Source organism: Peribacillus sp. FSL P2-0133 (genome assembly GCF_037975445.1).
GTDB lineage: Bacteria > Bacillota > Bacilli > Bacillales > DSM-1321 > Peribacillus > Peribacillus simplex_E.
In genome coordinates, this window is record NZ_CP150254.1 from 3,892,075 (window position 1) to 3,910,472 (window position 18,398).

At 40.4% G+C, this 18,398-nt stretch carries 23 protein-coding genes; 4 read left to right on the forward strand and 19 right to left on the reverse strand.

The window, feature by feature from the left end:
* Positions 1–110: 110 nt before the first annotated feature.
* The 8 genes from comGG to MKY17_RS18695 all read right to left on the reverse strand — a co-directional run bounded on the left by comGG (position 111) and on the right by MKY17_RS18695 (position 4,660).
* Positions 111–497, reverse strand: a complete 387-nt coding sequence (comGG, locus tag MKY17_RS18660; protein ID WP_179890981.1) for a competence type IV pilus minor pilin ComGG — start codon at positions 495–497, stop codon at positions 111–113.
* Positions 490–969: a competence type IV pilus minor pilin ComGF gene (gene comGF, locus MKY17_RS18665; protein WP_098369820.1), complete on the reverse strand. Its 480-nt coding sequence runs from the start codon at positions 967–969 to the stop codon at positions 490–492. Before comGF ends, comGG begins: the two co-directional genes overlap by 8 nt.
* A complete protein-coding gene (locus MKY17_RS18670; protein ID WP_098369819.1) occupies positions 917–1,255 on the reverse strand; it encodes a hypothetical protein in 339 nt (112 codons plus the stop codon). The genes comGF and MKY17_RS18670 overlap by 53 nt, the downstream gene beginning before the upstream one ends.
* Positions 1,242–1,685, reverse strand: a complete 444-nt coding sequence (gene comGD / locus MKY17_RS18675; RefSeq protein WP_098369818.1) for a competence type IV pilus minor pilin ComGD — start codon at positions 1,683–1,685, stop codon at positions 1,242–1,244. Before comGD ends, MKY17_RS18670 begins: the two co-directional genes overlap by 14 nt.
* Before the next feature lie 7 nt (positions 1,686–1,692).
* Positions 1,693–2,004 (reverse strand): competence type IV pilus major pilin ComGC, encoded by a 312-nt coding sequence (gene comGC / locus MKY17_RS18680; protein WP_063233178.1) that lies wholly within the window; start codon positions 2,002–2,004, stop codon positions 1,693–1,695.
* Between the two features lie 77 nt (positions 2,005–2,081).
* The gene (gene comGB / locus MKY17_RS18685; protein WP_179890980.1) at positions 2,082–3,116 is read right to left on the reverse strand and encodes a competence type IV pilus assembly protein ComGB; all 1,035 of its coding nucleotides are present in this window, start codon (positions 3,114–3,116) and stop codon (positions 2,082–2,084) included.
* Positions 3,100–4,176: a competence type IV pilus ATPase ComGA gene (comGA, locus tag MKY17_RS18690; protein WP_098370095.1), complete on the reverse strand. Its 1,077-nt coding sequence runs from the start codon at positions 4,174–4,176 to the stop codon at positions 3,100–3,102. Before comGA ends, comGB begins: the two co-directional genes overlap by 17 nt.
* A gap of 103 nt (positions 4,177–4,279) precedes the next feature.
* Positions 4,280–4,660 carry a Spx/MgsR family RNA polymerase-binding regulatory protein gene (locus tag MKY17_RS18695; protein ID WP_098369816.1) on the reverse strand — a complete coding sequence of 127 codons (381 nt, stop codon included), beginning with the start codon at positions 4,658–4,660 and terminating at the stop codon, positions 4,280–4,282.
* 212 nt (positions 4,661–4,872) lie between these two features.
* Between MKY17_RS18695 and MKY17_RS18700 the strand changes: the two genes are divergently transcribed.
* Entirely contained in the window at positions 4,873–5,574 is a 702-nt protein-coding gene (locus tag MKY17_RS18700) for a helix-turn-helix domain-containing protein (RefSeq protein ID WP_098369815.1), read from the forward strand.
* Positions 5,575–5,659: 85 nt separating this feature from the next.
* Entirely contained in the window at positions 5,660–5,902 is a 243-nt protein-coding gene (locus MKY17_RS18705) for a DUF2626 domain-containing protein (protein ID WP_076365317.1), read from the forward strand.
* Positions 5,903–5,954: 52 nt separating this feature from the next.
* On the opposite strand, the gene MKY17_RS18710 is transcribed toward MKY17_RS18705, so the two are convergent.
* Both MKY17_RS18710 and MKY17_RS18715 read right to left on the reverse strand, forming a co-directional pair.
* Positions 5,955–7,055, reverse strand: a complete 1,101-nt coding sequence (locus MKY17_RS18710) for an SAM-dependent methyltransferase (protein WP_179890979.1) — start codon at positions 7,053–7,055, stop codon at positions 5,955–5,957.
* 397 nt (positions 7,056–7,452) lie between these two features.
* Complete coding sequence (locus MKY17_RS18715) at positions 7,453–8,079, reverse strand: MBL fold metallo-hydrolase (protein ID WP_098369813.1); 627 nt, start codon at positions 8,077–8,079, stop codon at positions 7,453–7,455.
* A gap of 232 nt (positions 8,080–8,311) precedes the next feature.
* Between MKY17_RS18715 and MKY17_RS18720 the strand changes: the two genes are divergently transcribed.
* Positions 8,312–8,485: a DUF2759 domain-containing protein gene (locus MKY17_RS18720; RefSeq protein WP_034308396.1), complete on the forward strand. Its 174-nt coding sequence runs from the start codon at positions 8,312–8,314 to the stop codon at positions 8,483–8,485.
* 41 nt (positions 8,486–8,526) lie between these two features.
* Here the strand turns inward: MKY17_RS18720 and MKY17_RS18725 are convergent, their stop codons facing one another.
* The 5 genes from MKY17_RS18725 to MKY17_RS18745 all read right to left on the reverse strand — a co-directional run bounded on the left by MKY17_RS18725 (position 8,527) and on the right by MKY17_RS18745 (position 14,410).
* Positions 8,527–9,699, reverse strand: a complete 1,173-nt coding sequence (locus tag MKY17_RS18725; protein ID WP_098369812.1) for a hypothetical protein — start codon at positions 9,697–9,699, stop codon at positions 8,527–8,529.
* A 172-nt stretch (positions 9,700–9,871) separates the two neighbouring features.
* Positions 9,872–11,038 (reverse strand): M14 family metallocarboxypeptidase, encoded by a 1,167-nt coding sequence (locus MKY17_RS18730; protein ID WP_339200296.1) that lies wholly within the window; start codon positions 11,036–11,038, stop codon positions 9,872–9,874.
* 141 nt (positions 11,039–11,179) lie between these two features.
* Positions 11,180–13,033 (reverse strand): LTA synthase family protein, encoded by a 1,854-nt coding sequence (locus MKY17_RS18735; protein WP_098369810.1) that lies wholly within the window; start codon positions 13,031–13,033, stop codon positions 11,180–11,182.
* Positions 13,034–13,214: 181 nt separating this feature from the next.
* Entirely contained in the window at positions 13,215–14,186 is a 972-nt protein-coding gene (locus MKY17_RS18740; protein ID WP_098369809.1) for an ROK family glucokinase, read from the reverse strand.
* Between the two features lie 14 nt (positions 14,187–14,200).
* Entirely contained in the window at positions 14,201–14,410 is a 210-nt protein-coding gene (locus MKY17_RS18745) for a YqgQ family protein (RefSeq protein WP_076365307.1), read from the reverse strand.
* A gap of 191 nt (positions 14,411–14,601) precedes the next feature.
* On the opposite strand from MKY17_RS18745, the gene MKY17_RS18750 reads away from it, so the two are divergent.
* Entirely contained in the window at positions 14,602–15,459 is an 858-nt protein-coding gene (locus MKY17_RS18750; RefSeq protein WP_098369808.1) for a hypothetical protein, read from the forward strand.
* Here MKY17_RS18750 and MKY17_RS18755 read toward each other — a convergent pair.
* From MKY17_RS18755 to rpmG, 4 genes are all read right to left on the reverse strand, one after another.
* Positions 15,454–16,992, reverse strand: a complete 1,539-nt coding sequence (locus MKY17_RS18755; RefSeq protein ID WP_339200297.1) for a rhomboid family intramembrane serine protease — start codon at positions 16,990–16,992, stop codon at positions 15,454–15,456. The genes MKY17_RS18750 and MKY17_RS18755 overlap by 6 nt on opposite strands.
* A gap of 177 nt (positions 16,993–17,169) precedes the next feature.
* Complete coding sequence (locus MKY17_RS18760) at positions 17,170–17,358, reverse strand: hypothetical protein (protein WP_098369806.1); 189 nt, start codon at positions 17,356–17,358, stop codon at positions 17,170–17,172.
* Between the two features lie 76 nt (positions 17,359–17,434).
* Positions 17,435–18,007 carry a 5-formyltetrahydrofolate cyclo-ligase gene (locus MKY17_RS18765; RefSeq protein WP_098369805.1) on the reverse strand — a complete coding sequence of 191 codons (573 nt, stop codon included), beginning with the start codon at positions 18,005–18,007 and terminating at the stop codon, positions 17,435–17,437.
* Between the two features lie 177 nt (positions 18,008–18,184).
* Entirely contained in the window at positions 18,185–18,334 is a 150-nt protein-coding gene (gene rpmG, locus MKY17_RS18770; RefSeq protein WP_028391797.1) for a 50S ribosomal protein L33, read from the reverse strand.
* Between the last annotated feature and the right edge of the window lie 64 nt (positions 18,335–18,398).

Below are 18,398 nucleotides of genomic sequence, written 5' to 3' on the forward strand. Positions count from 1 at the left end.
CATCACCCTATGCAAAGTATGCCCGTTTTACGCTCCTTTTATTCCTTCGCTTGTTCCCTGAACACGTGAACATGTCGCGTTCCGTTTTAAAAGAGTGTTGATTATCCGTATTAGCCAGCTTGCTTTTCCAACCATTCTTTCACTTTCCCCGCTTCTTTATCGTATTGAATGATGACCCTGCCCTCGCGATCATTTTTAGTCGTGGAAGAAAACTCGATATATACGTAAGGACCTTCTTGTTTCATCAAGGAATACCGCACCACACCATTGGGATATGAAATTTCCCCCTGGATGATTTTTGGGATTTCTTCGCCCCACTCTGCCGTCACATCCATGATGGCTAGATGGACAAGATGGTCGGCCACAAGCGATTCTTCCACTTCTTTATAAAACTTTTTATCAATGATAAACTGGTCTATCATTAGTATCGTGAACATGATGAAAACACTCGCTACAATCATGACCATCGGGAAAACGACTCCTTTTTGATTATTCATCGACTTTCGTAACATTCCTTATGAAAGGGTGAAATCTTCGACTGAAAGTAGTTCCTGCTTTATCCGTTATATTTATAACAATGACACCGCCATCCTTTTCAACCCGGAATTCCGAAATGTTCTGCAAGATGACCTCATGCCCCATTCCATTCACTCGTCTTCGGACCTTATCTTCATATTGTTCAAACGATGATAATTGCTCACCTGAAAGCAAAAATAATTTATTTCCCATTACATCCTGAACTTTGGAACTCCGGACCTCCTGCTTCATTTGCATGGTAAAGACCTCCCACTCTTTAGGATGCAATTTATCAACGGACCCCATTTGGGTGTGAATGATAGAAAAAAGCTGTAGAACAAAAAGGGACGTAGTCATTAAAATCATTAAAGAAAAAAGCATTTCGATCATCGTAAAGCCATCATTTTTTCGCAGCATCACAAATGGATTCCAGATTACCCGATTCATCTTCATAACGTACACACCCTTCAATCATTCCCGGGAAATCCCCATGGTCCTTCCAAACCATTTCATAGGATCTTTTTTTGTAAATGATTTCCTGACCAACTGCTTGTATCTCCCCATCCATGAACGCCGTCAATCTTTCATATAATAAATGGTGGGCTTCTGTCCTTACGGCAATATCTTTCCGATCCATCAATAACTCTTCAAGAATGGGTAAAATGGCAAGGACCAGGAATATACAAACGGCAAATGCGGCTATCAGCTCAAGGTAGACGTAACCTTTACAATTTCTCAATCCTGAACCTCCCTTTACCGATATTGAGGATCAGCTTGTACTTTCCCTTTGAAGTGTCAATCATAATCGTTCCGGCTTTTGAAGCATTTCCATACTGATTAAAATGAAAGCTGAACCCCAAAGTGCCACTTAAAAACTGTATATCCTCTGGTATGATTCTCTCTAAAACGATCCCCTCCTTATAAGACGAAACGGTATAAACCTTTTTGGTATTATCAATATGGAGGTAAATCAAGCTCTCATGACTGATGGCATACTGTTGTGCATAGAAAAGATCTTCATGGAATTGAGAAAGGAATAGCCTATTTTCCATTCCTTTGGTGAAGCTAGGATATAGATTAGGACCGATGGAAATCAGGAGTACAAAAATAACGAGGACAATGAGGGTTTCAGATAGTGTATACCCCCCATTGGAATGCCGTATGTTCACTTCTCTCCTACTCAACGACCGTTATCTTTCCTTTACTATCCAAACTAATATCATCCCCATTAGGACAAGATGTCTGTTTGAGATAGCCTTGACTTTCCAACTCACCGATACTTCCGGGCAGTTTAGCATTGTCGATCTCATAAGCCTGTACCTGCGCTTGGGCCATCTTCACGAATGCTTCACATCCTTTAGACTGAATCGTAGATTGGTTCTTCGTGATATTGGGGATCGTTATAATCAATAGGATGGATATTACCAATAAAACAATAAGCATTTCAATTAATGTAAAACCACGTTCATTCATCACTTTCTTCAACATATCATCATGCTCCTGAAACCATCTGAATACCAGATGACCTTCGAGCATTTTCACCTCCGGAATACAAAAATAAAATCCTATATACCTTCGAGCAGTGAGAACATCGGCAGCAAAACTGCCAAATAAATGGATACAATCAAAAGACCTATAAGTGAGAACATAAGAGGCTGAATGATTTTCAAGATTGCATTCATTCTCTCTTCAATTTTCTCCAGTAAAAAACGACTGTAATGAAGCAGCTCCGCATCAAGTCTGCCGTATTTTTGACCATTTGCAGCGACCACCGGTAAATTCCCATCAAAATATGGGAGCTCCCGAAAAATCATTTCAAGTGATCTGCCCTCGATCAAATCATCCTTAATGATATTGCTTAGTTTTTGGTAAAAAGGCTGCTGTTGATTTATCGAGAATAATTTGATGCTATCGTTTATCGATAGCCCTCCGGAAAGTAAGCCACTGAATTGGCTAGCAAAAAAATAAGTTTCGTATAATTTGATGAAGGTTCCGAATATCGGAATTCTCATCAAAATCCTTCGCTGCCTTAATGGGCACAATCCGTTAAACCAAAATCGTTTGAGTATATACAAGAATAGGAGCAATCCGAGTAAAAAGAAGGGGAGTGCTGGAAGAATGAATGTGGAGGCTGCCATTAATTTTAAGAGTGTGTGCTGATCGACATCCATCGTGAAATAGATTGTCTGGAATTTGGGTAGGAGAATACTCTGAAGAATATAAAAAACGATGCTTACAAAAAAGACTAAGAATACGGGATACACCATTAACTTTTTTACTTTATCCATATCCTCGGTTCTTTTCTTCCAATATCGCCCTCCTTCTTTCAACGCCCGTTCCAGGTCGCCATATTGTTCTCCATAAAATATATAACTTACAAGCTGCGGATGAAAACCAAGATGGGTCAGCACCATGTGCAACGGGTAACCGTTCCTTAAATCGGCTTTAGCCTGAATGAAGTCTTCCGCTTTCTTCTTTGATTCCTGAAACTCAAGAAAATGTAAAGCGTCCGCCAAAGGATAACCATGATTCAATAATTCACCTAGCTTCGAAATAAAGACCGCCTGCTCTTTTACCTTCCATTTACTTTTTGGTTTCATCGTATACCAGCCGTTCATATTCCCCGGAATCCACATATCCCATCGCAACCGCTTTTCCGATTTCATCCTTCAATTGGCGGTAGCTGACCGTTGCCTTTCCTTTTTCATCTCCCATTATCCGGAGAACCTCAGCCAGGCTTTTTCCATATAGCAATTCATATACACTTGCCCTTTTATTCCTGGCAGTCATTTTGCAAGCTAAATCACAGTCCCCTTTACATGGAAGACATCGCAATTCAACCAGCCGCTGTGCTGTCACGCCAATCAAACTCTGTTCAACCTCAAGCAGGCTGACACCAAATTCCAGTAACCTGGAGATGGCGCCCTGGGCGTCCCTGGTATGCATGGTTGTAAGTATCAAATGACCGGTCAATGCGGCACGCACTGCGATTTTGGCGGTTTCTGCATCTCTGACTTCCCCAACCATGATCACGTCAGGGTCATGCCTCAGAACAGCTTTTAGACCAACAGAATACGTAACGCCCGCCTTTTCATTGATTTGGACTTGCAATACCTTTTCGGATACATTTTCAATGGGATCTTCAAGTGTAATAATATTTCGATTGATCATCTCATGGGCATGGTGAAGCAGGGAATATAGTGTCGTGGTTTTTCCACTGCCAGTCGGGCCGGTAAATATGAGCATGCCATGGGAATGCTTCAGGAGAGCAATCAATTTTTGAACGGTGCTTGGAAATAAGGATAACTGTTCTAGAGGAAGGATATTCTGTTGGGGTATTAAGCGGATGACCAAACTTTCGAGATGGGCAGTGGGTAAAGTGGAAAGGCGGAGTCCGACCACCTGGTTGGCCAAATTGATGGTGATGGCACCACTCTGGGGCCTCCTTTTCTCACCTATATCCATCGAGGCAAGGAACTTCAAATGAGCGATCAGCCTCTCTGCTTCAAAGAATGATAATGTTTCCTTTGGAACAAGCTTATTGTCTATCCTGAATTGGATGAGAGGTCCCTCCTTGCGAAAAAAAATGTGGATATCCGATGCCGATTCCTGTACAGCACGGGTCAGTATTTTTTCTGCGGTCTTTTCAATCGATATCAATTCATTCATCACCTCCTATGATTCTTGTTGTATGGATTCGACAATCCACGACAAATTCCTGCTTCAGAAAAAAAAATTCCCGAAAGAAATTTCGAGAATCATCTCACATGCTCATTTTCAAATCAAGCCTTTTGGAAACCAAATTTCTTAATGCGTCTACATTATGACCAATCACCAGTTTTTGCCCGTCTATGAGAATGGGCCTTCTTAATAACTTCGGTTCTTTTGTTAATAATTGGATTACATCAGAAAGCATCATTTCGTCAATATTAACTTGTAAGTCTTTGTATGCTTCACTTCTTGTTGCTAAGACTTCATCAAGCCCTTCAGATGTCAATTCAAGAATTCTTTTTAACTCTGCTACAGTTGGAGTCTCTCTGAATAAATGTCGCTCATCGAAGGAAACTTGATTGGCCCTTAACCATTTTTTTGTTTTGCGGCAAGATGTACAACTTGGATACGAAAAGAAAGTTAACTGTGCCATACTAATCACTCCCCGTTCACATTTTGTATACATTAATAATCTATATAATAATTGTATAATATTTGTACAATCATTGTATATATTTTTGCTTATTAAGCCGCTTTATTTGTGAACATTTTTTAAACTAAAAGGAGTTTGCCCTTTCTCTTATTCCATTTTTTTCTGCCTGCATTATAATGGACATAGTTAAACTATGGAAACAGGAGGGTGTAATGGAACAAACGTTAAAAATAACAAACGTGTTAGCTGATCCCACCAGATATTATATATATCAGCATATTGTGAACAAGCATGGTGATGTATCGGTACAGCAAATCGCCGATTCTTTTAACATCCATCCAAATGTTGCCCGTCTGCATTTGTCAAAACTTGAGGATATCGATATGTTGACCTCGGATGCCCGAAAGACGGGGAAAGGCGGTCGTCCCAGCAGACTTTATCGATTATCTGATAAAGTCATTCAGCTTCATTTTCCATATAGGAACTATCAGCTGCTTTCAAGGATTGCCATCCAGACGATGATGACATTAGGGGAACAAGGAAAACAGGCACTTTATGAAACGGGAAAAGTATTCGGGGAGGAATTGATCAATCAGCAACTAGCCCTGAATTCGACATCGATCGATCGACTTGGTTTTGGGGAAAAGGTCAATATGCTTAAAAATGCGGCTACGATCGCAGGGTTATCTCCTGAAATCCAAGCAAGCGAAGAAGAAAATAAAATATACTTCCGTATCTTCAATTGCCCGTTTAAGGAAGTTGCTGAAGTGGAGCCAAGAGCAATCTGCTCCATGCACAATTCATTTTTAGAAGGTATGTTCGAAGCCTTGTTTGAGAATGTCAATATTGTGGAATTAGAAAATATGATGTCCAATTGTGCAACATGCTCATACCAGGCTTCGGTTCTCACATAGAAACAAAAGGCATCCTTTACATTACCTTACAATTTCATTTATAATTATTTAGAATGTACACGTCTAGACATAAGGAGGGATTCGGGTGGAACGCATGTTCAGAGTATGTGGATTTTGGACAGGAATTATGGCAATTTTCTTTTATCTTGGCCATATGCATCAAACGTCTTTGCTTTTCTTTGCACAAACGATCTTTTTTGTACTTTTAAGTTATTTGAAATTATCTGAGCGCATGTATATTTATGTTTTCGGCGCCTATCTTACCGTTTTCTTTGCAGGATTTTCCTACTGGAGCGTATTTATGATGACTCCGGGTACTGCGCATTAAGAACAAGCAATATTACATAACCCATGAATTTTGATTCATGGGTTTTTACTTGTCACCATTCAGGAAAAATCCTCACATCTTCTGCTAAATTCTTCGATTGAAGCAGCACTTTGAAATGTTCACTAAATCCACCTGGAACAATTAGCCCCCGAATTGCACGATTACGCTTTGCCGTTTTCGAGAATGGATCAGTTCCTTGATGGTCCTTCAATTCATCTAATATCCTTGCTTTAAGCAAGAATTCATTTTGAAGGAATAGCCCCTGATTGGAAAGTTCCTTCCTTTTTCCAATCTCGATTAATGTGTCAAAATGGATATGTGTCGTCAAATCCATATCACCAGGATACATAAGCGCATCTTTAATCATTTGATGCTGATAATAGCCCCTCAAGCTCCCTTGAAGATGTGCTGGCTCCTTCCATTCTCTCTCGGTATAGCCATAATCAATCGTAAGGAGAATACCCGATTCGATACAGGAAACGATCTTCTCATATTCACGGACCATTTTTAGCGGAACTTCATATCGTTGTTTTTCATTTAAGGTGATATTTCGTTCTGTAAGGTAAGATAGAATGACAGGATTGTCCAAAGGTTCCCTCACTTCTACCAAATCGCCTTCCTTTTCAGTGACGAATACCTCTACCAGGGCTCCCTTATACTTTTCAATAACATGTACAGGCAACGCGTCGAAAAGTTCATTTGAAAAGACGATTCCATTTACATTCGTCCATTTTTCTAAACTGGCGGCAGAAACTGCCTGTTTGAACATCCCTATACGTTCTTGCTGAACCTTTCTATGAAATGGACTGCCATCCACAAGGATATATGTCAGAGAGTCCCATATCTGCGGTTCCATTTCTTTTATGAAAACGAGGATGTCATAAGCCAGCTTACCGTCCCCTGCGCCGACCTCGATGATTCTTGGTGAAACTCCGCACCTTTTTATCAAATAAACGAACCACCTGGCCAGTGATCTCCCAAATGCATCCCCAACATTGCCAGACGTATAAAAATCCCCTCTTGAGCCAATTTTCTCTTTTGCGCGTGCATAGTAGCCTATTTTTGGCGTATATAAAACAGCATCCATATAGTCATGATAGGAAATTCTTTTTTGGGGGCTTCCTGCAACCAATTCCTTCAAGTGATTTTTCAACACAATAGCCTCCGTCTCCATGATCTTCCATCATATTGAAAATTAAACTTTCCTTTTTCTTAATAAAACACATAAATAAGTTTTTTTATCGACAATCATACATGAAAACAAATTTAAGGTTCACAAAATGTTCAATTTTTCATCTCACAGTTCTTAAGAGTGCCACCATAAAAAAATGAATGCTTCCAGCAAATATTAAAATATGCATCTTACTTCAGAGCTGAATCAGAAGAGTCATCCACACAAGGAAGACCCCGGAAATTTCTTTAAGCCTTTTAAAGGTGAGTGTCAAAACGTTTTTTATATTAAGTATAGTTGTGGAAATGACCCATTTCAATATTTTTACATTATAAAGTCTAAAAATAAAACAGGTGCCATATGGCACCTGCAAAAGTCATTATCTCAAAAAGGGATTAGTATTCTTTTCATCCAAAATGGTCGTGACAGGCCCATGACCAGGAAAAACGATAGCATCATCAGAAAGTGTCAGCAGCTTCGTTTCAATGCTATTTAACAGCACTGCCTCGCTTCCGCCTATTAAATCGGTTCTGCCAACGCTTCCTTGGAACAAGACGTCCCCTGAAAAGAGGAGACGTTCTTCCTTCACATAATACGAAACGCTCCCTGGTGAGTGTCCGGGGGTTTCGAATACTTCGAAAGTGAATCCTCCAATAGTGAGCTCCTGCTCATTTGCCAGGATGTGATCGGCAGGCTTCATTCGCATCGGATTTTCAGGGAACCAGTTTTGGGAACCATTCAACGCGGGATCAAGCAGCCACTTGGCCTCTTTTTCATGAATATATGCAGGTATCCCATAATGATCCCGAATAGCATCAAGAGCACCGATATGGTCAAAATGTGCATGTGTCAATAAAATCGCCAAAGGCTTTAAATTTTTTGTTTGTATGTACTGTATGATTTTCTGTGGCTCTTCACCCGGATCGAAAATGATGCAATCCTGTCCATCGGAAACTACATAACAATTCGTTTGTAGCGGGCCTAGAGGAATTTGTTTCCATTTCATTTCCATCAACTCCAATATGATTTTCTATCTTCATCTTACACTAATTAAGCTGCTAATGTTAATCCAGTTTACTCAAGTCATAGAAGTGTCACCTATTAAACCTCGACAAATAATTGAAAAAATATTAAGATATTAACAAATGCAATCTTTTCTACATATTTTTGGTAGTTGCTTTATTCTCTGGGTATATTATTAGGGATTAGTATTCATTACGTAAAAAGGGGGTTTTGACATGATATTAATGGTTGTTTTCGGACTTGTGGCTATATTAGGAGTAGCAGCTGTGTTTACCTCATTAAAAAAGAGAAACTTCTTAGGATTCATTTTTGCAGCCGGCAGTGCAGTCGTGTTTGGCTGGTTCACTGTCATGACTGTCATCAACAGCGGTTTTCCTGTTGCCCATTGAAGAAAAAAGCTCGCCATCCGGCGAGCTTTTGTTTTAGGTCATCATGTTTGTTTGAACAATCTTTGTATTTGATGGGTTTTCATATCAATGATTTTCTCAAATTGATATCCATATAAGCAGAAGTTGCCATCAAGCGAACAGCTTAATGGTTCATTTTCCATGTCCTTCATCAATTCTTCTTGTGTGCCTTTTTCCCAATTTAATTTAGTTAAGGTAAACCTTCCCTCATATTGGTCCGCATCTTTTGATTCATTAGGAATGAACGTTATGAATTCCTTATTTTTTTCAATGAAATCATAGGATGGAATCACCCAATCTGAAAAGCTTTTCAATAGCGGCACGGAAAAAGAGTGGATCGGCTTGTTTGTAGAATCATAAAATGCATATGTACCCCGATCTTGTTTTTCTGTCTCCACTTGAATTGTCATCAGCGCTTGTTTTATCTTTTTAAAGTGAATGACATCGAGCATAAGACTGTCCGCTCCATCCTCATTCAGCGCTTTTCTTTCTAGGGGAGCCGTCAAAGCAGGTTCTTCCTTGTCCCAATCCAGAAACATCAATTCATTTTCACTTGCCCATTGCGCAAAGGGCTGCGGAAAGTCCAGAGTTTCCAAAGTTTGTTCATCTGGATTCAACACATAACTGCTGTATGTCCAATCTTCATAAAAACTCGATACAAACAACTGGCCATCTTTAAATGAATTCCACTCATAAGCTAATTCATAGGCTGGGATCGCCACGGAATACAATGGATTTCCCGTTTTATCGAGTATTGTGATTGAAGCTTTATCCGAAGAGGTGAAGGACGATAACAAGATATGCTTACCAGACGGACTGATCGATACTTCAGAAAACGCAAAAGCCGGCTGATAGAAAACGGAAGTATCATTCGTTTCCAAATTCCATGCCATCAACTGGGATAATTCATTACCATCCCGCTTCACAGAATATAAAATGGTTTTTGAATCCAGCCATCCAAAAATGGCTTCGATTTTTTCCGTTTCTGCAGTCGGGACCTTTAAATTGCTTACTGAAGTTTCCAGGTTAGATTGGGAGTGTTCTTTTTCCGTATCATTTACGGGTTTACTAAGGTCCTTGGAAGGCTCACAAGCCGAGATAAGAAGGATAGTGGAGATAAATAATGGGACGAAACACAACATCTTACAAATGGAAAGCCGCATACAAAGTGCTGCTTTGGATACTTTAATCTCCACACACCTCCCACTTCAAAACTAAAACGCCTGGCATATGTGAGCGAGACATTAGAAAGAGAGTAAGGACAGACCAATCGAATCCTTACTCTCTTTCATTATAAAGTAAAAAAGAGAAAATGTGGCGGATAATGATCTTATATTTTTTTGGAAGTATATTCCTTAGGGGGATGCATCACATATATAGGCCTGCCATCAAAATCTTGACAGAATCTTCATATATACCAGGCAAATGGGATAGCGGAAGCGGATTGATGCCCTTTCCCAGTTCGATTGTGAATCCGCCGCGTTTAAATTCCTGGATGAACCAATCTTTATACCCGGCATGGCTGTCAACATATTGTACGGCCCGATATCCGCTGCGCTCCTCGAACTCCTTCGCAACATTCGCTGCCTGTTCAGGTTCATGGCCCTCATATCCCCAATAGAATTCTTTTCCCTGGGTGTGAAGTGCAAGCACTCTTTCAAAATTCCGTCTTATTGCCAGCTCCTTCATGGCCAATGCTTCTGGTTCTGATAGCTCGGTCTCTCCTGGAAAATCCCTCGGAGCAGGGGCTTTTGGAATCTTTCTGCGCTTTTCAATCTCCCAATTGGCAGGATATTGATTATTCAGGTCTACACCGCGGATATTGGCTTTCCAAGCATAAAAAGCAGGATTACCATTATTTATTTTTAAAACATCAACCTTCCCCTCAGCCGCCTCCTCCCCCTTTAGGACAAGATCGACTCCATCCGGATTCACCATTGGAACCATCGAAATGGTCATATCCCGATAGAAGGGCATACAATCCATTCCACATAGTGTACGATCATTCGTTACCGCCAGCAGAAAATCGTTCAGCCATTTCATCAAAACAGCCGTAGTGATCCATTCATTAGCATGGAATGAACCGTTATAATGTATGATCTTTTCACCTTGACCGATTCTTACCTCAAGTAGTTCTTTTCCCAATACACTCCTCCCGATCGATTCAACCTTAATAAAGGGGTAATGAAAAGATAGAATATCAAGATCGTCAAGAAGTGATTGATATTCATAGGGCTTGTCGGTGACAATCATGGGATTCATCACCCGGACGGGTACGGAAAAAGGTTTTTGTCCATCTTGATTCAATAATATTATCCCATCGATGGGCAGGTGATATTGTAAAGTGATTTCGGCAACATCGATATCTAACCGGGACTCTTCCTGAACAATGTACCCAGGTATCTGTACTTCCATGCCATTTGGCAAAACCCCGCCAGTAATGGCGGGATTGGCATCCTCAATCAAAACCCGAGGAATTTGAAACAATTGACTGTAATATGCCAAATCATCCCCGCTTCTGCTCACAACTTTCATTCAGCCTCCGCCCCTTTCATTGTTTTATCTTTATGAAGCGAAAAACAGAAAGATGTTCAGGAAGTCTCACGTGTTTCATAATTGTAATGCTACTGATTCTCCTGAAAAAACAAAAAACCTGGATTCGCCAGGTTTCCTTTTTCAACGTTGCTCATAAAATCGGAGCAAATCCCCATAAATGATTTTGTCGGAGTACTCAAGCTCCTGCTTAGCCTTATCCAAATACTTTTCACATGAATCCTTTGCAGTCGCCGCTCCGGTTTTTTTATCATAACAGGTATCCATCGTATAGAGATAATCCTTTGTGATGAAACTGCTATCGCGAAGAACGGTGAATTCTAATTTTTCTTCAGAAAAAAGATCTTTGCCGAATTCGATATAATCATCATTTTCAATCCCCAATAAATGAAGGAGAGTCGGCCTTACATCAATTTGGCCGGAAACGGTGGAAATCGTTTTCCCCTCCTGCCCAGGGACATGTATGATGAGCGGGACACGCTGAAGTTGGATGGATTCGAAAGGCGTGATTTCCTTCCCAAGGAACTGGCCCATGGCAGAGTTGTGATTTTCCGAAATTCCATAATGGTCCCCATATAGTACAATAATGGAATCCTCATATAATCCATCACGTTTCAAATCACCGATAAATTGTTCCAAGGCTTCGTCTGTATAACGTACGGTCGGAAAATACTGATTCAATGTTTTGGAATTCGAATCGTATGGTTCCAATGTCCGGTCTTCTTCATTCAAAGTGAATGGAAAATGATTGGTTAACGTTATGAACTTGGCATAAAAAGGCTCAGGCAACTGCTTCAAGTGAGAGAGTGATTGCTTGAAGAACGATTTATCATTCAAACCCCAATTGATGGAATTCCCTTCAGAGACTTTGTATTCATCACTATCATAAAACCGTTGGTACCCAAGAGAACCGTACATTATGTCACGATTCCAAAAGCTTTTATTATTGGCATGGAAGGAAGCCGTATTGTAACCTTTTTCCGTTAAGATTTCGGGGGTGGCTTTGTATTCATTTTGGGCATGAGTGAAAAATACTGCACCCCTACCTAAAGGATAGAGGGAATTCTCAATAATGAATTCTGAATCGGATGTTTTCCCCTGGCCAGTTTGGTGATAAAGGTTATTGAAATAATAGCTCTCTTTAATGAATTGGTTCAGAAAAGGAGTGATTTCTTCACCGTTGACAGTTTTATTGATTACAAAGCTTTGAGTGGATTCCAATGATACTAGGATCACATTTTTGCCTTTTGCCAGACCATAAAGGTCATCATTAACCTCTTTTTGATTCGCACGGACGTAATTTTCAATTTCCGACAATTCACTGCCATCCGCAAGGGCACGTTGAGCTGATGATTTCGTCTGTAATATTGCATCATAAAGGTGATAATGGTACGTACCGATATTCTTAACGAGGATTTCACGGTCAAACGTTCTTGTCAGGAGTTCAGGACGCGCCGCTTCCGCTAAAGCTAAGTTAAAAAATGTCACTCCCAAAGCCATTAACAAAAAGAATTTACGGTCCTGGGGATTGTATCGACATTCATGGAATGTTTTTGGTTTGTATTTAAGCAGAAGCATCAAGACCAGAATATCGGCAAAATACAAAAGGTCACTCGGATTGATCAATTCATGTACACTGCTTCCAAGGTCGTTCATATTGCTCGTTTGAAAAAGAACGGGAATGGTTAAAAAGTCATTGAAAAAACGAAAAAAAACAAGGTTGGCAAAAAGGACGAAGGTGATGAAAAAACTCATGATCAATAAGTATGCTGTCCTTTTATTTTCTTTTAAAAATATATTCACGCCAAGAGTAAGCAAGAGGAAACTGACAGGATTGATGAATAGTATGAACTCCTGGATCCAATTATCAATATCTATCTCAAAACTTGTTTTATAAGCAATATATGTTTTAAGCCAAAGTGAAATTAATACGACCCAAAACAATGAATATCCCTGTTTTTTGAAGACCCTTTTCAATCCTGGTCCCTCCTCATCGAAAAAGCGCTGGAACTATGATGCAGAGCGCCTCAATCATGGGTCATGGTTCTCCCCCTATGCAAAAGCAGGAACGATTGCCCCCGCCCCTCAAAAGGGGGGTATTTTTTGAAGATTCCATCTTTTTTTCTTATAACCCTGTTTGCCACAGGGCAGCAAGGGATCACGTATTCAGTTGGCTTTTAATGAGCCAGGCTGCACCTATTACCCCTGCATCATTGCCCAGTGTGGCCAGGCTGATTTTCGTTGATTTACTAACCCGTTTGAATGCATACTTTCCGAAGGCAGAACGGACAGGATCAAGCAAAATGTCTCCCGCTTGCGAAACGCCCCCACCAATGACGATTTTATCTGGATTCATGACATTCCCAACATGTGATAGTGCCAGCCCCAAATAATTGCCTACCTTATTTACGACAGCTTTGGACAAAGGATCACCTGCTGCAGCGCATTGGAATAACAGTTTGGAAGTAACCGCATTTCCCTCTTCGACTTTCTGCTGAAGCATTGACTGTTCATCGGCGGTATTCAAGGCCTCTAAAGCCATACGGACAATTCCCGTTGCCGAAGCAACCGTTTCCAAACAACCAGTCTTACCGCAATTGCATGGTGCGTCTCCGTCCGTTACGACCGTTATATGCCCTATTTCACCAGCAGCCCCACTGGTACCATGGACAATTTGCCCATTATGGATGATCCCGCCGCCTACACCCGTTCCTAGAGTTACACAAACGAGGTCTTTAGCGCCATTACCGGCACCTTTCCACATTTCTCCCAAAGCTGCCATATTGGCATCATTATCGATCACAGCCGGAAGAGATGTCTCCACCTCCAATAAATCTTTTAAAGGATAGTCCTTCCAGCCTAGATTGACGGCTTCATATATGGAACCGTTAACAAATTTCACAGGCCCGGGAGCACCCATCCCTATCCCTACTATCTTACTCTTCGGTTCATTAAGTTCCACGAGCTTCGCATCAATTGCTTTGGCTATGTTAATCGTAATGAATTTTCCCTTTTCGGAGATGTCTGTGCTGATTTCCCATTTATGAATAATCTCTCCGTATAAATTGATCAGAGCCAGTTTGGTAGTTGTACCGCCTAAATCCACACCCATCAGCCACTTTTCCATCATTCTCACCTTTTTTATCAATTTTTTTTCTGTTTTTCCCTTTCAAGAGACAATTGCTGCCTAATTAAAAGAATCGCCATTTGATAATCTTTCGTATCCATCATCTGCATACGGTGGATTTCCCTTATTTCGGCTTCCATCAGTTCAAGCTCGGCTAAGCGATCACCAATATAGATAAATGTACCAAATCTTTTCAAGTATTGTTGAAGATCATAATATGTTTTCATTGTAAACCTCTTTACTCTTTTCTATAGGAAAAGTATATCGAATCAGCCTCTTTGTAACAAGCGCCCATTTCCCCTCATACATGTCCAATTATATTCATATGATGAAATATCAAGAATGTGGACTCTTTCGATTTGATTTAACAGCTTAATGTTTTTAATGCATTCATCACGCGTGAAAACGGAGGGGAAAAATGAAAGTACAATTGAAGTATACCGTCTTTTTGGTTTTAACCACCATTTTTGTCATCCTTTATTTATCAAATCATAAACAGACAGAGGAAACCATCATTTTTTTTCCCATCGATTCCTCGCTCCATTTTGAACATGCCTCCACCCGTCTGACACCGAAGGGTACCGGGGATTCCACCTATACCATCACTTGGAGGGTGGAGTCTTCTTTGGACCAGCCTGCTTACTTACGTCAGGACGTATCGCTTTTATACAAAAATGGAAAATTGGCAGGAGCTTTAAAAAATTGGCGCCAAAATAAACAAGAACTCTCTCAAAAAGCGAAATCTAAAGAATCTGAGAGCGGGCGTTATGAAGCGGTAACGTTTCATTATGCCGAGGTTCATCCGAGTGACACAATTTTCACCAGTGCCCAGCAGCTCAGTAAAGATAAACTCTATACAGTAACGACACCGGCTTTTCAATTTTTCCACCGTCCCCTTTCAGAAGAACAGGTTCAGTGGAAAAAAACGCTGGACGGCTTGACAGATCAAACGGTTCGAAATGGTTTGGAGAAAGCTGGTCAAGCTTTTCAGGTTAATCTCGAACAATACAATATCATCTCTTTAACAGATCTGCCGTCAAAGAAAAATCAATGGCTTGCTGCCTTCCCCCAATTCAAACGGGAGGAAATTGTGGGGAAACTATGGGAAGGACTTTACAAAAATTATGTGTTGGGAATAAAAAAGGAGGATGGAACCACTGTGAGTCCACAAGGTAGCACCACCCCCCTTTTGCTTATGGCAAAGAATCAAAGTGAAATACTTGTCTTGTTTACCCTGAAAGACGGTACCCCAATCATGTTGCGTCAAAAGTTATAGTTGCTTTTCAATTTCCGCCAGCAGTTTAGTGTATGACTTATTATCCGGGGCAAGCTCAATAGCCTTATCAGCTTGCTCCTTAGCTTGATTGAATGATTCGAGATTCATGTAGACTAAGGCAAGATTGTAATGGGCTTCATGCAAATCCGGATTACTTTCAATCGCTTTTTCATAATAATCCCTAGCTTTGTATATGTCCTTTTTATCAAAAGATAAATTTCCCAGCATAAAAAGCGATAGCGGTGCTTCAGGGTTTGCATCCACATAATTGACTAGCATCTCTTCCGCTTTGTCCTCTTCATCATCATCTATATACTTTTGGGCCATCATGGCCATGGTATTATCATCGATAGCTGCACTTTCCTGATGATTGAAACCAAATTGCAGCAGGGCATAGGTCAGTATTACCGTCCCTATCAGAAAAGCCAGCTGCCGAAAGATATTCTTGGATTTTGGCAGATGGACCACTCCAGCAGCCAAGAACCCTCCGATCAAACCTCCGATATGCCCTGCATTATCAATTCCCGAAACAGTGAACCCATATATTAAGTTAATGATGATCAATACGATTACCGATGAGCCCATCGAGCGCATGAATAATTTCGGATAGACGATGCCAAAGTACAAAAGTGCCCCAAAACAGCCAAAAATGGCTCCACTCGCTCCTGCGGAAAGATTCGGGGTCATGATGAAGCTGCCTAGAGTTCCAGCGAAACCAGCGAATATATAGATGATAAGGAACCTGGCATTACCGTAAATCCTTTCAACTTCAGCACCGATTAAATACAACGAAAATGTATTCATCAGTAAATGAATGAACCCGATATGGACGATCATCGGTGTAAAGAACCGCCACCATTCCCCTTGTATGATATAAGGGGAAAATTTAGCTCCAAACTCGATCAAAGTTTTGGAATTGGTGCTGCCCCCATTAAACTCCATCAAGATGAACACAGCTATTTGTATCGCCATTAATATATATGTAAAGAACGGCTTATTGGCATTTTGAAAAACCTTCTGCTCTGCCTTAGCCTTTTTGACTGACTCCGAGATGGCGGCCTTCTTTACTGCGAGGACCTTTTCCTCATCTATTTCATTTTCTTCAAGAATTTGAATTGAGAGTGGCTTTTTCAAAACAAGTTCAAGGTTTTGCAGCGAATCATGAAAGTTTTCACACGTTAAAAGAAACGTGTTAACATTCGTTTTTTTAAAGGAAGCCACCCGTGAACTAAAGTCATGATCATCCACCGGGGCGAATTTACTAACATAGATACTTAATATGTTTATGGGCTTCTTGTATAATTTCCTTCTGATCCTTTCCCCATTCTGCAATGTTCGGTGGATATCGCGTTTCAGCCAATTAGCCCAATCCAAATCATGTCGAATGAGTCTTATGACTGGAAACTCCTTATTCTTATCGCTCTCAAGCCAAATCTCCTGATGGTTTTCCGTGACAGTGATCATTCGATAATCATGATGGGCAGACAACTCCCTTATGGTTTCCCAAAACAAATAATCCTCTTTAAATCCCAATGCCTTCCCCACTTTCCAATGAAACTTAAGCTTCTAAAATTCCTGTTTCTTTAATTAAAACTATAGACGAAATCATGTAAAAAGTAAAAAAGGAGACTGTTTAAAATCCACTCTCCCCTATCCTTATAAATTAAAAAGGAACCCCTGATCAGGTTCCTTTTTAAGATGCCGGCATCCTCATTTGGTCTGAGTGAACATGCTTTGCATCATTTTATCCCTGAACATTGGCATATCCAAGGATTTAGTCACTAGAAATCTTCTCAGTATGCCGTTGGACAGCGCAACATTTATCAGGCGGTACCTGTTTTGGTAACCTGCATAAACAACTAAACCAACCAAGAAGATTTGAACAATTAATCGAAGCATAACAATCCCTCCTATCAATAGTTTGATACAGGACAGGATTTTTATGAGCTAAAAGTGATAATTAATAAACTTCTTCTTAATGGGCGTACGTGCGTATAACCCTGGATGGGGTAATTAGTTTGCCGACCGCTATATCATGTACCTCTATCGGGAGTTCATCCATTAATTGAAGCTCGTATGTAAGGGCCAATGTATCTCCCCGGTAATAGGATAGGAAACGGTCATAATAGCCCCCTCCAAAGCCTAGGCGATACCCTTCCTTGGTAAAAGCAAGACCGGGTACGATCAATGCATCCATTTCCTCTTTGCGAGCCTTGGCTGTATCAGCCACTGGTTCTAGCAATCCGTAATAAACAGACTCCAGCTGATTGAAGGACGAAATTTTTTTGAATTCCATTGTCTTTTTTTCAGGATCACATTTTGGAACAGCCACTTCTTTTCCTTCACTCCATGCTTGTTCGATGATCCGTACCGTTGGAACTTCAGGCGGGATGGAGATGGTGATGCCAATTGTTTCAGCTTTTTTCCATTCCTCCAGCGAAAATAAGTTTTCAGCGATTCTGTTCGATAGTTCTTCATGTTCTTCTTTAGTCAGCTCCATTAAACGGGACCTAACTTCTTGACGGAGCTTATTCTTGTTTTCTCTCATCTCTTCCGACTCCTTTAGTCTACTTCTATCATTATCTCATAATATTTGTTCATTTCCGAAAATACCGTGTCGGAAATCGCCGAATCATTAGTCTTTCTAAAAATATTCACTAAAGGAAAGTGAGAAAGAAGGAATTAAAAAAATGAATAAAAAAAACAACAGGAAAAATCCTGTTGCTTACTTTGTTTCACGGTGAGTAGTGCTGCGTTTTTCTCTTGAGCAGTATTTTTTAAGCTCAAGACGGTCTGGATTGTTACGTTTATTTTTTTTAGAAATATAGTTACGGTCTCCACATTCAGTGCAAGCTAATGTAATATTCACGCGCATTGTGTATTTCCCTCCAAACATATTGACATTTTCACATAGGACTTTTCTATAATATCATTATTCA